Below are 16,330 nucleotides of genomic sequence, written 5' to 3' on the forward strand. Positions count from 1 at the left end.
GGGCAATAAGCCCCTCCTTTTATTTACTTACAGATTAATTATTTAACCCTCTGCCAGATGGCGGCAGCGCCATGACCATGGCCGATGCACATGGATTCAACGATGTATTCTACATCGGAGAAGTCGGGATCGGCAAACAGGGCGGTTATGTCGCAGGCGATGCGAGCGCCGGTGCAGGCCAGAGGATGGCCGATGGAGATACCGGAACCCCATACATTGACTCTGTCTTTCGGCAGGCCCAGGGTGTCGCGGCAGTATACGGACTGAGAAGCGAAGGCTTCATTGACTTCCCACAGACCAATCTGATCCTTGGTCATGCCCGCTCTCTTCAGAACCTTGGGAATGGCCAGAGCGGGTCCGATACCCATGATTTCGGGTTCCAGACCTACAACAGCCCAGGATATCATCTTCATCTTGGGCTTCAGGCCCAGGGCTTTGCAGCCTTCTTCAGTGGCCAGAACTACACCGGCCGCGGCGTCATTGATCTGAGAGGCATTACCGGCGGTAACGGATGCTTTTTCATCCTGCATAAATACCGGAGCCATAGCAGCCAGGCTTTCCATGGTGGTCTCGGGACGAACACCCTGGTCACGTGCGCAGATTACCTCTGCCAGTTCTTCGCCTTTCTCGGCGGCGGCTTTGGCCAGATGATCGGTGGCTACATAGCGGCGGCCATGTTATGCGGATTGGTATTCTTGGCGGCTTTGGCCGGAACTTTACACTGAATCGGGATAATGGTATCTTTGGTCTTATTGGCAGCCTGAGCGGCAGCACATTTCAGATGGGATTCCATCGCGAATTGATCCTGCTGTTCGCGGGTAATGTTGTAACGGCGGGCTACGATTTCAGCGGTGTAGCCCATGTTGATAGCGCCCAGGTCCATATATTTGCCGAGGTCAGGATGGATGTCAGCGCCAGCGCCCATCGGAATATGGCTCATGTGCTGGCAGCCGCCGGCGATTTCTACATCGCCGCCCCAGCCATTCATCATGGTGGCAATGGCGAACTGAATTGAGTTTACACCGGAAGCGCAGAAGCGGTCTACTGTACATCCGGGAACATCATAGGAACCATCGGAGAGGATCCAGGCCAGGCGGCCGATGTTCAGACCCTGTTCCATAAAGGCATTGGCAGTTGCTGCCCAAACTACGTCATCAATGATACCCTGCTTGGCTTTGTCTTCGAGTCCGATTCTCTTTCTCAGTTCTTTGAAGACAATAGCGGACAGTTCATCAACACGGACATTGGTAAACCAGGATTGTTTGCCGGCGCGGGCCACCGGGGTACGCGCAGCTTCCACTACAAATACGTCTTTCATTCAGCTAATCCCCCTTAAATGTTTTTAAAATATTTCTCTACGTTGTCCGTTGCTACAGGGACAAACCACTCACGCTGATTTTATTCTACAACTGATGTAAATATTCCTTCTAAACGGTATACAAAAATAAAAGTTACAATATTCAAATAATTCAACGATTGCCATTTGATTTAGATACATTAAAAGATGTTATCTATAAAAAAGGAAATTGAATAATTTTGTCAAATAATATCTCTGATAGGTTAACCCGGGACTATTTTTCTAGGACATATGCCATCAAACGTGTTTTTTAAAGGAATTAAAGGAAATGCACCCTTAGCTGTCGAAAATATTATGGTGAATTTCTGAAGGAGCTTAATATGCTTGAATATTTGCTGTATGTCATTTTAATATATATTCCTATTGGTTTAGCCCTGGCTTATTATTTAAAAAGAGATGGCCTGTCACCCAAGGATATAGCCGCTATAGTATGTATCTGCCTGCTGGTAATTGCAACTTTCCCTATCAGCGTTGAAAGACTAGGCAGTTTATTCTCTATGGCGTTGTATATTATAGTATTAGGGGCTTTGGCCCTATACCTGCTCCACAAACAGCGGGCCAAATACTTCGAAACCCTGGCATCTTACCTGCGCGCATGGCGGCAGCAAGCGGATTTGGCAGTTGATTCCGAAGTATCACAGATAACCGTTAATCAGCTGCTGGCAGTTATGGAACAGGCTGAAAACAAACAGGTTGTGGAAAAGCCCGCACAGCCCGGACAGAATGAAAACGATTTGAAAATGGAAACAGAATCTGCTGCATTTGATTCTGCAGAACAAGTATTAAGCGTTGAAGCTGTTCCTGAAACAGGCGAAATCGAATCCCCTGCACAAGATGCGGCTGGTAATGCGGATAATGATTTGCCGGTTAATGAACCAGAAACAATCATTGCAGTCGTTGATGAAGTTAAAGATGAAGGTAAAGATGAAGAACCTGATTTAAAAAAAGAACTTGAAACTGATGACCAATCAAATTCCGAAGCAGCAGCCCTTCCTGAAGAACAACCAGAAGAAAGCGCTGTTGATCTTGAAACGGATATGGTTACAGATTTACCTGCTGAAGAACATCAGGAAACGAAGGCAGAAAACGCAGATATGCTTGAAGAACCGGAACAACTCATAACTGAACCGGCAATAAAATATGAACTTGCTGGTGATATATTGCCGGACAAGGTAGATACAATAGCAGAGACTTTCGCAACCATGAATGAACATATTTCAGAAGCAGTCGCAGATGAAGCTGCGGCAGAAGGAATTGACGAAGAATTTGCCGCAGAGGAAATAAAAACTATTAACGAAGAAGTTATCGCAGAGGAAGCAGAAACGATAGAATCTGCAGATCAACCAAGCAGCCCGGTTGAAGAACAGACAGAACCCCTTGTAGAAAAGGCTGAAGAAATTATAGAATTATTACCTGAGACGGCTGCGCCGCAACCTTTAGAAATTCTGCCTGAACCTGCAGATTTACAAACGGATATTAATCAAGTGAATATTAATGAGGAACCTTTTATTGACCCGCAACCTGTTATAAATCAGAGCAGTGACATAAATAGTTTGATTGATCAAGGGTTCAGGTACAAGAGTAACGGACAAGAACTGCGGGCCATAGATGCATTTAATGAGGCGTGGCTGACTACGCACAACTTGGAGTTAAAGTACCTGCTGACCCTGGAACTGCTTGATCTCTATAAGGAAACCGGAAATTATTCGCAGGCCGAAATGACTATGGGTTTATTCATTGAATCGGGAGAAATTAAATCTGATATAATAAACGAAATACATTATCAGTTGGAATATATAAGATTACTGGCTGCGGAGTTGAATCGCCTGGGCATGAACGGACTGCCATATTCCAAGGTGCCGCGATGGATTCGCCTGGAAGTGGAACACGTGTTAAGCATATAAGTCACTTAGGAAGGGAGAAGAAATAATGAAAAAAAGCCAGGAGATTATTGGCCTGCCTGTTTTTTCTATTGTTGACGGGAAAAAAATTGGTCAGGTTAAAGATCTGGTCCTCAATCCAGAGGAGGGCAAACTTGACTTTATTCTGGTAAGCAACGGCAGCTGGTATGTGGGAGCGCGGGTATTACCCTATAAAGCGGTTATGGGCATAGGGCAGCATGCGGTTACTACCGAGAGTGAAAATCTTTTGACCAGCATCAATGAAACATCCAGCGCCAACAGTCTTTTGCAGAGGAATATAGAAATCAAAGGCAACCGGGTTCTAACTAATAAAGGTAATCTTATCGGCGTTATTACCGAATATGAAGTGGATGAATTGAGCGGAAAAATTACCCGTCTGGAATATAGAAGCGCCTATGATGAATCTAGTATTGAAATAATTGATGCCACCCAGGTTTTAACGTATGGTTCTGATGTAATCGTGGTTAAAGAACCTCAGGAAGGGCTAGGGCCTCTGTCATTTACCCCTGCGCCGACCGAAGCCGGCGGGGCTGCTGAAACCGAAGGGGCAGCATTTTTCAAACAGAGACAAAGGCAGTTTTTATTAGGCAAGAAAGTCACCCAGGATATCCGTGATGGTTCCGGCAATGTGTTGATAGCTGAGGGAACCGTGGTTTCGGAAGAAATCATTATAATCGCTGAGAATAATAACAAATATGTGGAGCTGACCCAGTGCGTTAAATAATTAGGGAGTTTTCATATGACGGACTCAACTAAAATAGTCGCCCGGGTTATGTCACTGGTTATAACATCAGTTATATTAAGCCTGGTTTTTGTTTCATTTGCGCTGGCCAGGCGTGATGCTGATACTTATCCCTCCAATATATGGCTGGGAGGGGTATACATAGGCAACCTGACCAGAGAGGAAGCCCTTAACGTAATTACCAACCAGCTGCAGAACACCTGGGGGAAAAACTATCCTTAAAACTTCCCGATAAAAAACTTGAATATGCCCTGGAGAAAATGGGGGTTAATTATGATTACTCAGCCAGCCTGGAAAGGGCAGAAGAGGCGGTAACCGCTAATGAAGGACTTTCCGGGTTATTGCATCATGCCACCATCAGGGGGGCAAAACAGAATATTAATCCAGTATTTAATTTTGATAAATCTTCACTGACTGATCAGTTGAATAGTATTAAATTGCAATATGATAAACCCGCACTTGATGCGCGTGTTATGTATGCCAATGATTACCTGGAATATATTTCTCATCGTGATGGTTATTCCATAAACATTAATAAAAGCCTGGCAAAGATAATGGATTCTCTGTGCCAAGGGTCTTTGGACCCGATAGAATTGGAAATAGAACCCGTATATCCACGCGTAAGATTGGATGACATCAAAGAAGTAAAAGATGTTTTGGGAATCAGCTTAATGAAGCTGCCGGGAACAGCTGAACAGTATAAAGCCCTTCAGACCAGCATAAATGGAGTAATATTCATGCCGGATGAAAGCTTTACCCTGGCTTCATTTCTGCAGGATGGATGGGCATCGAACCAGCAGTTATGCCAGCTGGTCGATAAAACTATAACGGAAGCATGCACAGAGGCTGGACTGAAGGTGGAAGGAACTCCGGGCTATTATACCAATACCCTGGAAGATCCCATATTGCTGGCAGCTTCGCTCGATAAGAACAGCCTTATCATTAAGATTTACGGTTGTCAGACTGAGGAAGGGAAAGAAATAAAATATATTAAAGAAAAAGAAAAGATAGAACCGGGGGTACAATTCAAAACCGACCGGCATATTAGCCCCAACCAGCGCGTTATAAAACGGGAAGGAACCCCTGGCTTGGTGGACAGACAATATCGAGTGGTTAAACTGCATGGCAAAGTAATTGAAAAGACCCTCTTATCCGAGCAAACCACACCGGCTGTTGACACTATTATCCTGGTAGGACCGGGAACAATCAAAAAGTAAACAACTGCAACGTGCATATGTTATAATAATTGGAACATAAACAAGGAGGAAAACGCATGGAGGAGTTAAAAAAACAGGTTATCGGGGAAATGCTGCGCACCCTGCTGTGGATTGCTATAGCTATGGGAGCTGGAATAGGCGTCCACTATGTTATTTGGTAGGCGTTAAGGCTCTTCTCGATGTCATAAATTTGAATCAAGCGGTAAAAGATAAGGGTGGCATTAATACTGCCCTTATTTTTATTGACAATATTGGATACCATATTTATACTAAATATATAAATACCCATGGGGGGTATTACACAATGCCGGAAGCGGAAAATAATACCCAAAAGGTTTTATTGATGCGTCTTAGACGTATTGAGGGGCAGGTACGTGGTGTGCAGCGCATGATTGAAGACGGCAGTGATTGTGGCGAAATTCTTAACCAGATTGCCGCTGTTAAAGCAGCGGTAAACCGGGTAGGTATCTTAATATTTGAAAACCATGCTAAAGACTGCATCCTGCGTAATGTAAGTCAAAGTCCCTCCGATGAAGAATTCAAAGAAATTTTCACTATGATGGGCAGGCTGCTCAGATAAAAGAAGAAGGAGGTAATACGATGTCTGAGGTTGCAAGCGTGAATCAAGACACCTGGGAAAAAGAAGTGGTACAATCTGAACTTCCGGTGATGGTGGACTTTTGGGCTCCCTGGTGCGGACCTTGTAAAATGTTGGGGCCGACCATAGATACCCTGGCAGGTGAGAATGCTGGTAAGATTAATGTAGTCAAAGTAAATGTGGACGAAAATAAAGCCTTGGCGGTTCAATTTGGCGTACGCGGCGTTCCCACCCTGGCCTTTTTCAAAGGAGGATCTGAAGTTAAACGCATCGTGGGCGCTCAGGGAAAAAGCCAGCTGCAGCAGGCAATTGATGACGTAATTAAATAGAGAGACGAAAAGCTCGGCTTGATTCTATCACAAGCCGGGCTTATTTTTTTGTTTCAATTCTTTTTAAGAACTCAGCGATTTTTATTTCATAACCGTTTCTGCCAGGTTGATAAAAAGTACTTCCCCGGGCTTCTTCGGGCATATATTCCTGGGCTATGTAGCCGCCATAATCGTGGGGATATCTGTATCCCTGACCATGGCCCAGCAAAGAACCGGCTTTAGAATGCGAAGCATCAGCCAGGTGTTTGGGGACCTGAATTTTTTTGCTCTGGCGTACGAAGTTCATGGCCTGGTCAATGGCGGTTTTACTGCTGTTGCTCTTAGGGGCTGTGGCCAGGTATATAGTGGCTTCGGCTAATGGAATCCGTGCTTCGGGTAAACCCACGAAATCGACTGCCTGCGCAGCGGCAGCAGCTATCGATAAGGCATAAGGGTCAGCTAACCCGATATCTTCAGCGGCATGAACAATAATGCGGCGGGCTATGAATTTGGGATCTTCTCCGCCTTCCAGCATTACCGCCAGCCAAAAAAGAGCGGCGTCAGGATCTGAACCCCGGATGCTTTTAATATAAGCGGATATGGTGTCATAATGATAGTCTCCGCTGCGGTCATAATTAAGCATGGGACGAGACATAATCATCTGCAGCATGTCCGCGGTTATAGTCATGCTCTTCGCTCTATCCACGTCCAGAAATGAGTTCACGGCTGTTTCAACAATATTCAGGGCCATGCGGCCATCGCCTTTACAAGCAGCAGCCAGCCAGTCCAAACTTTCCTGCTCAATCGCTATATTGTATTCACCCAGGCCTCTTTCTTTATCTGCAAGGGCATGTTTTACCACTTGAGTTATCGCCGTTTCGTCAAGGGGTTCCAGGATATATATTTTCATTCTGGATAACAAAGCGTTGTTTAATTCATACAGGGGATTCTCAGTGGTGGCGCCTATAAGCAGGAGGGTTCCGTCTTCTACAAACGGCAGCAGCACATCCTGCTGGCTTTTGTTAAAGCGGTGGATTTCATCAACAAACAGAATGGTTCGCTGCAGGTGGTATTTTAAACGATCGGAAGCTTCAGCGGCAGTGCGTTTGATATCACTGACTCCGCTGGTAACCGCGGGCAGAAAATCAAAATAGGAATTGGTGGCTGAAGCAATTACCCGCGCTATACTGGTTTTGCCTGTTCCGGGAGGACCATACAGTACGAAAGAATGCAGCTGGTCTTTTTCAATCGCACGGCGGAGTACGGAACCGCGGGCTACTGCCTTTTGTCCAACCACCTCGTCCAGATTGCGGGGACGCATGCGGTAAGCCAGAGGGGCATTATTGTTCACTATTTTATCCCGGTTGGTATCAAAGAGATCCATTTAAGCCTCCAAATCAGTCTGTTGAAAATATTATAAAACAGAATAAATGTTTGCACCAGGTTACAGTGACTTGATTTACTCGGTTTTTGATGGTAATACTAAGAAATGGACGCAGAAGACACGGGATTTGTGTCAACTGCGAAATTTGTATTAGCAGATTGTCTGCTAAATTAATTTGTGGGGAGAAAACAAGTGAAGACAGCGGTTTTAATGAGCGGCGGGGTGGACAGCTCGCTGGCGGCGTTATTGCTTCAAGAGCAAGGTCATGAGATCATTGGCCTTACCATGATAAATTGGCATGAAGAAGTAGCCGAAAAGGGCAGGGAAGCTGCAGAATTACTGGGAATTCAACATTATGTGGCCGACCTGCGCGTCCTTTTTCAACAAAAGGTGATCGATTATTTCTGTAAAGCATATGAAAAAGGGGATACCCCCAATCCATGCGTGGAGTGCAACCGTCACATAAAGTTTGGCGCACTGCTGGATGCTGCGCTTAGAATTGGCTGCGACAAGGTAGCCACAGGGCATTATGCCCGGGTAGAGTATGATGATCAGCGGGAACGCTATTTATTAAGGAAAGGGTTGGATGTATCCAAGGACCAGAGTTATTTTCTCTGGGCTCTGAACCAGGACCAGCTAAGTCATATTATTTTTCCCCTGGGGGAGATGCGTAAAGAAGGCGTAAAAAGACTGGCACGGGAAAAGGGATTGCCCGCCGCGGACAGCCGAGAAAGCCAGGAGATATGTTTTATCGAAAATGATTACCGTGATTTTATTCGTGACAGGATTTATTACCAGGAAGGCGAGATAGTTGACAGGCGGGGGCAGGTTCTGGGGCGTCATCAGGGATTGCCTTTTTACACTGTCGGCCAGCGCAGGGGATTAGGAATTGCTGCCGGGAGTCCTGTTTATGTTTGTGCAATGGAATATGCACAGAATAGGCTGATTTTAGACCAGGAGGAAACGCTTTATAAGTCTGAACTGATCAGCAGGCATAACAATTATGTTATGTTTGATGAATTACAAGCTCCTATGAGGGTTAACGCCAAAATACGCTATGCCGCCAGAGCAGCCGAAGCGGTCATTTATCCGCTGGAAGATGGAAATGTGCGGGTTGAATTTACCGATCCCCAACGGGCTATAACCCCGGGGCAGTCGGTAGTTTATTACCAAGGGGATTATGTTGTAGGCGGGGGAATAATTGTGTAATCAGTCTTGTTTAGATTTGGGTGTATAGCTGTACCAGAGCAATGAAACAATGAACAAAAACGGGGTGAACCATATCATAAATTTGGCACCCAACAAAGGGCAAAGCATTAAATATAAAGCACCAACAATCATTAATATATTATCTTTATCAGGTTTTTTCATGTAATCACCTCTTTTACTATTATATACATCTAAAATAAATAATTGAACAAAAATTGATAATTAAGATTACTATAAGCGGTTGTTAACCGCATTTTTTATTTTCTGCAGTAAAGACTAAGAAAGAAAAATATAGAGAGAGGGGAGATTAATGTGAAACTGCGCCGATTAATAAACCTGCCGGTTTTTGATGAACACACAGCTCAGATTGTTGGCAGGGTGATTAAAGCAGTAATAGGCGATGATTTTAGGTTATCCTATCTGGTTATTGAGAGTCCGCAGGGTTACGGGATACTGCGCAGACAGGATCTGCAGTTGAGCAACGATGCGGTATGCATTAAAAACATAAGAAGTATTAAACCCTACAACAACAGGGAAGAATTATCCATATATAACCGCAAAATCGGAGATACGGTGTATGATCACACCGGCAGAGAACTGGGTATTGTCAGTGATTTTGTCCTGGCGCCTGATGTTTATCAGATACGCGGGGTGGAATTATCGCGCGGCGCCATAAAAGATATGCTGAACGGGCGCAGCGAAGTGGAACTGAATAGTATTTCCTGGAAAAGCCCGCTTACGGCAGTAGCCAGGTTGGAAGGGAGCGAATTAAATGATAATTAGATGTCCCATATGCGGGGGGTCGCAGGTAGGAAAAGTGGGCAGTGAACAGTATTACTGCTGGAACTGTTTTATGGAATTTAATTACAATAAGGGCCGCATTAATCTGTATGAGGTGGCCGAAGACGGCAGTTTAATCGCTATGGATCGTTCGCCGGAATTGTTATAGAGGTGATGGGCGCTTGCTGCAGGTTAACGGCCGCAAAATTTTGCGTTATATAATATTTATGGCGGTGCTGGCCGCCGTTTTTTCTTTTTTTTATCTGGTTCGCGAGGTGGTGCTGGTTTTCTTTTTAGGCGCCTTTCTAGCCTACCTTCTTTACCGCCCTGTTAATTGGATTGAGAAAAAGGGCATTAAACGAGTATGGGCAATTTTAATCCTGTATCTTTTAGCAGGGGTATTGCTGGCAACTGCTTTGTATCTGATCATACCCGGTATGGTTAAAGAATTAACCACATTGGCCAGGTTGTATCCTGAATATGCAAAACAGGTTCAGGATATGCTGGGCAGGATTGATGACATGAATATGCCCGGCCAGCTTAACGAACTATGCCGTCAAAACCTGGGAAAGATAGAGAAAGGAATTTACGCCGCTTTAAATGGGTTCCTCAGCGGGATATATATTTTTATGGGTAAAGTATTGGCTCTGGTATTTTCACCCATTCTGGCTTTCTACATGTTAAATGATTGGGAAAAAATCCGCGATGTCTTTCTGGGGTTATTCACGCCGTCCGCCCGCCGGGAAGCCAGTTTGATGGGCAACCAAATTGATAATGTCTTGATTGAATTCCTTAAAGGGCATCTGATGATAGCCAGCATGGTCGGCCTGGCAGTAGGCCTGGCAGCATGGATTCTGGGGGTAAGGTTTCCGCTTTTGATCGGTGTGGTAGTAGGGATTTGCGATCTTATACCGTATTTCGGTCCATTCCTGGGGGCTGTCCCGGCGGTGGCCCTGGCCTTATCCCAGTCGTTGCGGCTGGCTATCTATATCACTATCGCTATGGTGATTATTCAGCAGGCAGAGAGCAACTTGATTACTCCCCGAATAATGAGTGACAGGCTGGGTTTGCATCCTCTGGTAATAGTTTTTGCCTTGCTATGCGGGGGCAAGCTTCTGGGAATATGGGGTATGCTGTTTGCGGTTCCGCTGGCGGCGGTATTGAAAGTAATTTTAAACCGGGCTTACCTGTGGCTAATAGATTATTGAGGCCGAGAAGTTGACAGCAGGAAACATATCCGTGAAAATAAATGCGTAGACTTTTCGGGACGGAGGAGGACAGGCCCTTGTGGAGCAGTAAGGATATCAGAGCAACTTTTCTCAATTATTTTCAGGATAAAGGACATACCGTTGTAGAGAGTTCGTCACTGGTGCCGGTGAACGACCCTACCCTGCTTTTCAGCAATGCCGGGATGAACCAGTTTAAAGACGTTTTCCTGGGGATCGACCAGCGTAATTATGTGCGCGCCACCACTTCACAAAAATGTGTGCGTGCGGGAGGAAAACATAACGACCTGGATACGGTAGGCCGCACCGCCCGTCACCATACCTTTTTCGAAATGCTGGGCAACTTTTCTTTCGGCGATTATTTTAAACGAGACGCCATTAATTACGCCTGGGAATTTCTGACCGGGGTGATGGAACTGCCCAAAGAACGCCTGTGGGTTACCATTTACCAGGATGATGATGAGGCTGATGCCCTCTGGCGGGAAGTAACCGATGTCAGACCGGAACGGATTCTGCGCCTGGGGGAAAAGGATAATTTTTGGGCTATGGGAGATACCGGGCCATGTGGTCCCTGCAGCGAAATACATTACGACCGCGGGCCGGAATATGCCTGCTCTCCTGAGTGTGCCCTGGGGGTCTGTGATTGTGACCGCTGGCTGGAAATATGGAACCTGGTATTTATGCAGTTTAACCGGGATGAGGAAGGCAGATTAAGTTCCCTGCCCCGGCCCAGCATAGACACCGGCATGGGACTTGAACGGCTTACCTCGGTACTGCAGGGTGTAGACAGCAATTTTGATACCGACCTTTTTACACCTATTATTAAGTTTGTCGAAGAACTAACCGGTAAAAAGTACGACCGTGGTGAAGGAGGTTTCGCTTTCCGCGTTATCGCCGACCACAGCCGGGCCTGTACGTTTTTAATAGCTGATGGCGTTCTGCCCGGCAATGAAGGCCGGGGATATGTATTGCGCAGGATTTTGCGCCGGGCGGTTCGTTTTGGCCGTTCCCTGGGGATAGAGGAAGCTTTCCTGTATAAGAGTGTTGATGTGGTATGTAAATTGATGCAGGAAGCTTATCCTGAACTAAATGAAAAGAAGGACTTCATAAAAGACGTAATAAAACTGGAAGAGGAACGCTTCCTGCTGACTTTATCCGAAGGTTTAAAGAAAGTGGAGGAAATAATTAAAAACCTCCGCAAAGAGAACTTGCAGATAATAAGCGGGCAGGACGCTTTTATGATGTACGATACCTACGGTTTCCCCCTGGATTCACTGGAAGACCTAGCGGAAGAAAATGGTCTGACGGTGGATAAAGACGGGTTTGCCAATTGTATGGAAGAACAAAGAAAACGGGCGCGCCAAGCTGGCAAGGGTGAAAACGCCTTTGCCAGAGAAATGCTTCTGTCGGAGCTTTTTACGGGCCAGGCCGCCACAAAATTTGTGGGTTATGATAGTTTGCGCCAAACTTCTGAAGTTCTGGTCTTAGTAGCGGACGGTCAGCTAAGGGATAAGGCTGAAGACCAGGAGGTAATAATCCTTGTCGCAGAAACGCCTTTTTACGCGGAGAGCGGGGGGCAGGTCGCTGATGCGGGCGTTATCCGGGGTAAAAACGGCAGTATTGCAGTTGATGATGTACAGAAGGTAGCGGGATGGATTGCCCATTACGGCAAATTGCAGGGCAGCATGCAGAAAGGCGAAATGGTGTCACTGGAAGTGGACGAAAAGCGCCGTCTTAATACCGCCAGGAATCATACCGCTACCCACCTTTTGCACAAGGTTTTGCGAGAAGTCCTGGGTGATCACGCCCAGCAAAAAGGTTCGATGGTGGAACCGGAACGATTACGTTTTGATTTTTCTCATCTGGCTTCTTTGTCGGTCTTTGAATTGCAAACGATTGAAAAAAAGGTGAACCAGGCCTTATGGCAGCTGTATGAAGTTAATACGGTTGTAAGCGATGTTAAAACGGCCCGTGAAATGGGAGCCATGGCCTTGTTCGGAGAAAAGTACGGGGATGAAGTCAGGGTGGTAAAGGTGGGAGAATTTAGCCTGGAACTTTGCGGCGGAACCCACGTCAAAAACACTGGACAGATAGGTATATTTAAGATAACCAGCGAAGGCAGTATCGGTTCCGGTTTGAGAAGAATCGAAGCGGTCAGCGGAGAATATGCGCTGGAATATTTAAATGAAGCCGAAGCGAGGCTGAAGGCCGCAGCTCAGGCGGCGCGTACCAGTCCGGAAGATTTAGGCCATCGTATCGAAGTTCTAAATCGCAGCCTAAAAGATAAAGATAAGGAAATTGAAGCTTTAAAAACCAAGTTATCCAGCGCGTCCAGCCAGGACCTGGTTAATCAGGTCAGGGAAATAAAGGGAGCCAATGTTTTAATTGCGGCTGTAAGCGGGCAGGACATTAACACTTTACGGCAGCAGGCTGAGACATTACGGGATAAGTTAGGCAGTGCCGTTGTCTTATTGGGTGCGGTTGTCGAAGAAAAAGTAGCGCTGGTTGCCTTTGTCAGCAAAGACCTGGTTTTGCGGGGACTTCATGCCGGCAAACTGGTAGGTGAAGCAGCTCGGATAGCCGGCGGCGGCGGGGGCGGACGTCCCGATATGGCCCAGGCCGGAGGCAAGGATACCGCAAAACTAGGTGAAGCTCTGGACAAGGCTCGTGAATTGGTAGAAAAAACCCTGATTTAAACAAAGGAGAAACAGAAGCTGGTATAGAAATTTATAACCGGAGGGGGTGTTGTTTATGCCTCATACCGGCAATACGGTAAGTTTCCAGCGGGATCGGGAAGATGAGAGCCGGGTGGATGCTATACTGAAAGCGGTTTATCAATCCCTGGAAGAAAAGGGCTATAATCCGGTTAATCAGTTGGTAGGATATATGATATCCGGCGACCCGGCGTACATAACCAGCCATAAAGATGCCCGCAGCCTTATCTGCAAGGTAGACCGGGATGTAATCATGGAAATTTTGCTGAAAAACTATTTGAAATTATAGAGCAAGGATTGCCACGCTTTCGGCTCGCAATGACAACCAAGCTATATTGGGTCATTGCGAGAGCGAAGGGACGCGGTAATCCAGAGTTAGAAACGATAAAACTATTTGACGCTCTGGAACCCAATTATTATGGGTTTTTTTATTCTACTCAGGAGGTTTGCCGTTTTGCGCATAATGGGACTCGATTTGGGGGAAAAAAGGATCGGGGTGGCATTGAGTGATCCTATGGGATGGACAGCCCAGGCTCATTCCGTGCTGCAGCGAGGCAATAACTCCTGCCGGGTTATTGCCGACTTATGCGCAGAATACGATGTGGAGGGAATAGTATTAGGATGGCCGCTGAATATGAACGGTACGGCCGGACCCAAGGCAGCGGAGGCTGAGGATTTTGCCAGGCAGCTGACCGAATGTACAGGCCTGAAGGTGGAATTGCAGGATGAAAGGTTGACAACGAAAACCGCGGAAAGGGTACTATTGCAAGCCGATGTTTCCCGTAAGAAACGGCGGCAGGTGATTGACAAGATGGCGGCGGCTTATATCCTGCAGGTTTACCTGGATAGTCATAAGGACCATAAAGGTATGATTTGACAAAGGTTCAGGGAGATATTAGAATAGCCTTAGTTTTTTGAAAGAGGTGGAGAAATGAGCAATGAAGAATACTTAGAGGATGATGATTTTTCTATACTGGTTCTGGTTGATGATGAAGGTGTCGAACATCAATTTGAATTACTGGCTGAACTGGAAATAGAAGATGACAAGTATCGCGTGCTTGTTCCTATTGATGAAGATGAGGAAGAGGACGAGGATGCCGAAGTGGAAATAGTTATTCTGAAGGTTGTTTATGATGAAGATGGTAATGAGTTATTAGCCGATATTGATGATGATGAAGAATGGGAAATGGTGCTGACGCCTGGCAGGAACTGGTGGAGTCTGAAGAACTATAATAGAGAAATGTATTCAGCAATGCTGCAGAGGCCGAAAGGCCTCTTTTTTATGTTAGGCAAAAGTCCGGTAATGGAGTAAAATGTATAAGTCAGAGATTTTATGTCATATATTATTATAACGTTATATTAGGGGGGCGCCAAAATTTGTCCGGCGGTAAATGGAAAACGGCCCTGGTCGTAAGCCTGGTGATCCTGTTCGGTAGTTGTTCAGCTATAGTACTCTATTTTTATCAGGTTTTTTATCTAACGGAACGTTTTCTGCCCGGAGTGGAAATCGCTTCGATACCAGTCAGCGGCTTAAGCCGCCAGGAAGCGCTAAATGTGCTGGATAATGCGGCGGCGGGCGCGGCTCAATGCCGGGCGATTTTTTTCATGATAATTACATATACGAAGTGAAGTTTTCTGATCTGGCGGTAAAGTTGGACAGCGTCATCTGGTTGATGAGGTATGGCTTAAAGAAAGGGAACGTAGTTTCAGTTCTAAACTGTTCAATATGGATGGCGCTCATATAATTGCTTATCCGGCCAAAATTGTTTATAAATCAGAAGTGATTACCCGGATGGGACATGAGTGGGATGCTAAACTGGGAAAACAAGCGGTTGACGCCCGTCTGGAAATGGACCCGGAACGAGGGTTGATAGTGGTTCCTGACAGCCCAGGCACAAAGGTTAATCTTTCTGAGACAATGGCTGAGCTGCCCCGTTACTGGGGTGAAATGGACGAATTACGGATACCTATAATTATGAATGAAAAGCAGCCCCGGGTTAAAGCTCAGGATCTGCAGGGGATGGGGGAACTGTCCAGCTTTAGCACCTGGTTTAATACCAGTGAAGAGAACCGCTCACATAACCTGCGTTTGGCGGCGGCCGGTATTAATGGCAGTATGATTGAGCCAGGAGAGGTGTTTTCGTTCAATTCCAAAGTTGGCCCGCGAACATACGAGAATGGCTTTAGTGATGCTATGGTAATCGTAGGAGACAAATTCGAATTGGGGGCTGGAGGAGGAGTATGCCAGGTTTCAACCACTCTTTACAATGCCTGCCTTTTAGCTGGTTTGGAGATTGTTGAACGGCACAATCATAACCTGGCCGTTTCGTATGTCCCTCTGGGAAGAGATGCCACTGTATATTACGGGGCCCAGGACTTTAAGTTTAAAAACAACACCGCCTCACCGGTTTATTTAAGGGCTTATACCCTGGGAGGCAAGTTGATAATGCAGGTATATGGAAACACGTTTTTTAAACAAAAAATAGGGTTAAGCTCGACAGTTGACCAGGTAATAGATTTTAAGGAAGTATACGAGGTGAGCAAAGATTTGCCGCCAGGCAAAACCAGGGTGGATCATGCTGGTATTCCTGGCTATTCGGTCAGGTCATACCGTAGTTTTTATGACAGCCAGGGCAAACTTGTCAGGCAGGAGCAAATAGGGCGCGATTACTACAGACCGCTTAACAAATTGATATATACCGGGCCCAAAGTTCAGAACTCTGCCAATGACATACCAGATAATAAGATTGAAGAAACCGTAGAACCACCCTCAGATGAAGGACAGGCCCCGCCAGAAGGGGAGACAAGCACAATGAACGAGGTTTCAACCGAACCGCAGTTATAGATGACTTTCACAATCAACAGTTAATGTT

At 46.0% G+C, this 16,330-nt stretch carries 19 protein-coding genes; 16 read left to right on the forward strand and 3 right to left on the reverse strand.

Features of this window, described 5'->3' with window-relative positions; translation table 11 throughout:
- Positions 1–38: 38 nt before the first annotated feature.
- Both JCM14374_RS15235 and JCM14374_RS14570 read right to left on the reverse strand, forming a co-directional pair.
- Positions 39–563 (reverse strand): thiolase family protein, encoded by a 525-nt coding sequence (locus JCM14374_RS15235; protein WP_054695485.1) that lies wholly within the window; start codon positions 561–563, stop codon positions 39–41.
- A 95-nt stretch (positions 564–658) separates the two neighbouring features.
- Positions 659–1,318, reverse strand: a complete 660-nt coding sequence (locus JCM14374_RS14570) for a thiolase family protein (RefSeq protein ID WP_054695487.1) — start codon at positions 1,316–1,318, stop codon at positions 659–661.
- A 359-nt stretch (positions 1,319–1,677) separates the two neighbouring features.
- On the opposite strand from JCM14374_RS14570, the gene JCM14374_RS07340 reads away from it, so the two are divergent.
- The 6 genes from JCM14374_RS07340 (at position 1,678) to trxA (ending at position 6,165) form a co-directional block, all read left to right on the forward strand.
- Positions 1,678–3,261, forward strand: a complete 1,584-nt coding sequence (locus JCM14374_RS07340; RefSeq protein ID WP_054695489.1) for a prolipoprotein diacylglyceryl transferase — start codon at positions 1,678–1,680, stop codon at positions 3,259–3,261.
- A 25-nt stretch (positions 3,262–3,286) separates the two neighbouring features.
- A complete protein-coding gene (locus tag JCM14374_RS07345; protein ID WP_054695492.1) occupies positions 3,287–4,003 on the forward strand; it encodes a PRC-barrel domain-containing protein in 717 nt (238 codons plus the stop codon).
- A 15-nt stretch (positions 4,004–4,018) separates the two neighbouring features.
- The gene (locus tag JCM14374_RS07350; RefSeq protein WP_054695495.1) at positions 4,019–4,243 is read left to right on the forward strand and encodes a hypothetical protein; all 225 of its coding nucleotides are present in this window, start codon (positions 4,019–4,021) and stop codon (positions 4,241–4,243) included.
- 29 nt (positions 4,244–4,272) lie between these two features.
- Positions 4,273–5,238, forward strand: coding sequence for a peptidoglycan binding domain-containing protein (locus JCM14374_RS07355; RefSeq protein ID WP_439646069.1), 966 nt, complete (start codon positions 4,273–4,275; stop codon positions 5,236–5,238).
- A 304-nt stretch (positions 5,239–5,542) separates the two neighbouring features.
- Positions 5,543–5,818: a metal-sensitive transcriptional regulator gene (locus JCM14374_RS07360; protein ID WP_054695549.1), complete on the forward strand. Its 276-nt coding sequence runs from the start codon at positions 5,543–5,545 to the stop codon at positions 5,816–5,818.
- A gap of 20 nt (positions 5,819–5,838) precedes the next feature.
- Positions 5,839–6,165, forward strand: coding sequence for a thioredoxin (gene trxA / locus JCM14374_RS07365; RefSeq protein WP_054695500.1), 327 nt, complete (start codon positions 5,839–5,841; stop codon positions 6,163–6,165).
- Between the two features lie 40 nt (positions 6,166–6,205).
- Here trxA and JCM14374_RS07370 read toward each other — a convergent pair whose 3' ends face one another.
- The gene (locus tag JCM14374_RS07370; RefSeq protein ID WP_054695504.1) at positions 6,206–7,528 is read right to left on the reverse strand and encodes a replication-associated recombination protein A; all 1,323 of its coding nucleotides are present in this window, start codon (positions 7,526–7,528) and stop codon (positions 6,206–6,208) included.
- Positions 7,529–7,720: 192 nt separating this feature from the next.
- On the opposite strand from JCM14374_RS07370, the gene mnmA reads away from it, so the two are divergent.
- The 10 genes from mnmA to JCM14374_RS07415 all read left to right on the forward strand — a co-directional run bounded on the left by mnmA (position 7,721) and on the right by JCM14374_RS07415 (position 16,302).
- A complete protein-coding gene (mnmA, locus tag JCM14374_RS07375) occupies positions 7,721–8,737 on the forward strand; it encodes a tRNA 2-thiouridine(34) synthase MnmA (RefSeq protein ID WP_278279248.1) in 1,017 nt (338 codons plus the stop codon).
- Between the two features lie 312 nt (positions 8,738–9,049).
- Positions 9,050–9,520: a PRC-barrel domain-containing protein gene (locus tag JCM14374_RS07380; protein WP_054695507.1), complete on the forward strand. Its 471-nt coding sequence runs from the start codon at positions 9,050–9,052 to the stop codon at positions 9,518–9,520.
- Positions 9,516–9,686 (forward strand): YrzR-like zinc ribbon domain, encoded by a 171-nt coding sequence (locus JCM14374_RS13495; RefSeq protein ID WP_500797392.1) that lies wholly within the window; start codon positions 9,516–9,518, stop codon positions 9,684–9,686. Before JCM14374_RS07380 ends, JCM14374_RS13495 begins: the two co-directional genes overlap by 5 nt.
- 13 nt (positions 9,687–9,699) lie before the next feature.
- A complete protein-coding gene (locus tag JCM14374_RS07385; RefSeq protein WP_054695508.1) occupies positions 9,700–10,725 on the forward strand; it encodes an AI-2E family transporter in 1,026 nt (341 codons plus the stop codon).
- A gap of 77 nt (positions 10,726–10,802) precedes the next feature.
- On the forward strand, positions 10,803–13,439 hold the full coding sequence (gene alaS / locus JCM14374_RS07390) for an alanine--tRNA ligase (protein WP_054695510.1): 2,637 nt from the start codon (positions 10,803–10,805) through the stop codon (positions 13,437–13,439).
- Positions 13,440–13,494: 55 nt separating this feature from the next.
- Positions 13,495–13,746, forward strand: a complete 252-nt coding sequence (locus JCM14374_RS07395; protein ID WP_054695512.1) for an IreB family regulatory phosphoprotein — start codon at positions 13,495–13,497, stop codon at positions 13,744–13,746.
- Positions 13,747–13,911: 165 nt separating this feature from the next.
- Entirely contained in the window at positions 13,912–14,334 is a 423-nt protein-coding gene (gene ruvX, locus JCM14374_RS07400; protein WP_054695515.1) for a Holliday junction resolvase RuvX, read from the forward strand.
- Between the two features lie 54 nt (positions 14,335–14,388).
- A complete protein-coding gene (locus tag JCM14374_RS07405; protein WP_242848877.1) occupies positions 14,389–14,769 on the forward strand; it encodes a DUF1292 domain-containing protein in 381 nt (126 codons plus the stop codon).
- Positions 14,770–14,834: 65 nt separating this feature from the next.
- Entirely contained in the window at positions 14,835–15,086 is a 252-nt protein-coding gene (locus JCM14374_RS07410; protein ID WP_054695517.1) for a hypothetical protein, read from the forward strand.
- Between the two features lie 163 nt (positions 15,087–15,249).
- On the forward strand, positions 15,250–16,302 hold the full coding sequence (locus tag JCM14374_RS07415) for a VanW family protein (protein WP_207641604.1): 1,053 nt from the start codon (positions 15,250–15,252) through the stop codon (positions 16,300–16,302).
- The last annotated feature ends 28 nt before the right edge of the window (positions 16,303–16,330 follow it).

Source organism: Syntrophomonas palmitatica JCM 14374 (assembly GCF_001311885.1).
Taxonomy (GTDB): domain Bacteria; phylum Bacillota; class Syntrophomonadia; order Syntrophomonadales; family Syntrophomonadaceae; genus Syntrophomonas_A; species Syntrophomonas_A palmitatica.

What these genes read in the sequence shown, in the direction of transcription:
- JCM14374_RS07345 (WP_054695492.1), top strand. Translation starts at nt 3,287, where the DNA reads ATGAAAAAAAGCCAGGAGATTATTGGCCTGCCTGTTTTTTCTATTGTT.
- JCM14374_RS07340 (WP_054695489.1), top strand. Translation starts at nt 1,678, where the DNA reads ATGCTTGAATATTTGCTGTATGTCATTTTAATATATATTCCTATTGGT.
- JCM14374_RS07350 (WP_054695495.1), top strand. Translation starts at nt 4,019, where the DNA reads ATGACGGACTCAACTAAAATAGTCGCCCGGGTTATGTCACTGGTTATA.
- JCM14374_RS07395 (WP_054695512.1), top strand. Translation starts at nt 13,495, where the DNA reads ATGCCTCATACCGGCAATACGGTAAGTTTCCAGCGGGATCGGGAAGAT.
- JCM14374_RS07415 (WP_207641604.1), top strand. Translation starts at nt 15,250, where the DNA reads ATGGGACATGAGTGGGATGCTAAACTGGGAAAACAAGCGGTTGACGCC.
- trxA (WP_054695500.1), top strand. Translation starts at nt 5,839, where the DNA reads ATGTCTGAGGTTGCAAGCGTGAATCAAGACACCTGGGAAAAAGAAGTG.
- JCM14374_RS15235 (WP_054695485.1), bottom strand. Translation starts at nt 563, where the DNA reads ATGGAAAGCCTGGCTGCTATGGCTCCGGTATTTATGCAGGATGAAAAA.
- JCM14374_RS07360 (WP_054695549.1), top strand. Translation starts at nt 5,543, where the DNA reads ATGCCGGAAGCGGAAAATAATACCCAAAAGGTTTTATTGATGCGTCTT.
- JCM14374_RS07370 (WP_054695504.1), bottom strand. Translation starts at nt 7,528, where the DNA reads ATGGATCTCTTTGATACCAACCGGGATAAAATAGTGAACAATAATGCC.
- JCM14374_RS14570 (WP_054695487.1), bottom strand. Translation starts at nt 1,318, where the DNA reads ATGAAAGACGTATTTGTAGTGGAAGCTGCGCGTACCCCGGTGGCCCGC.
- JCM14374_RS07405 (WP_242848877.1), top strand. Translation starts at nt 14,389, where the DNA reads ATGAGCAATGAAGAATACTTAGAGGATGATGATTTTTCTATACTGGTT.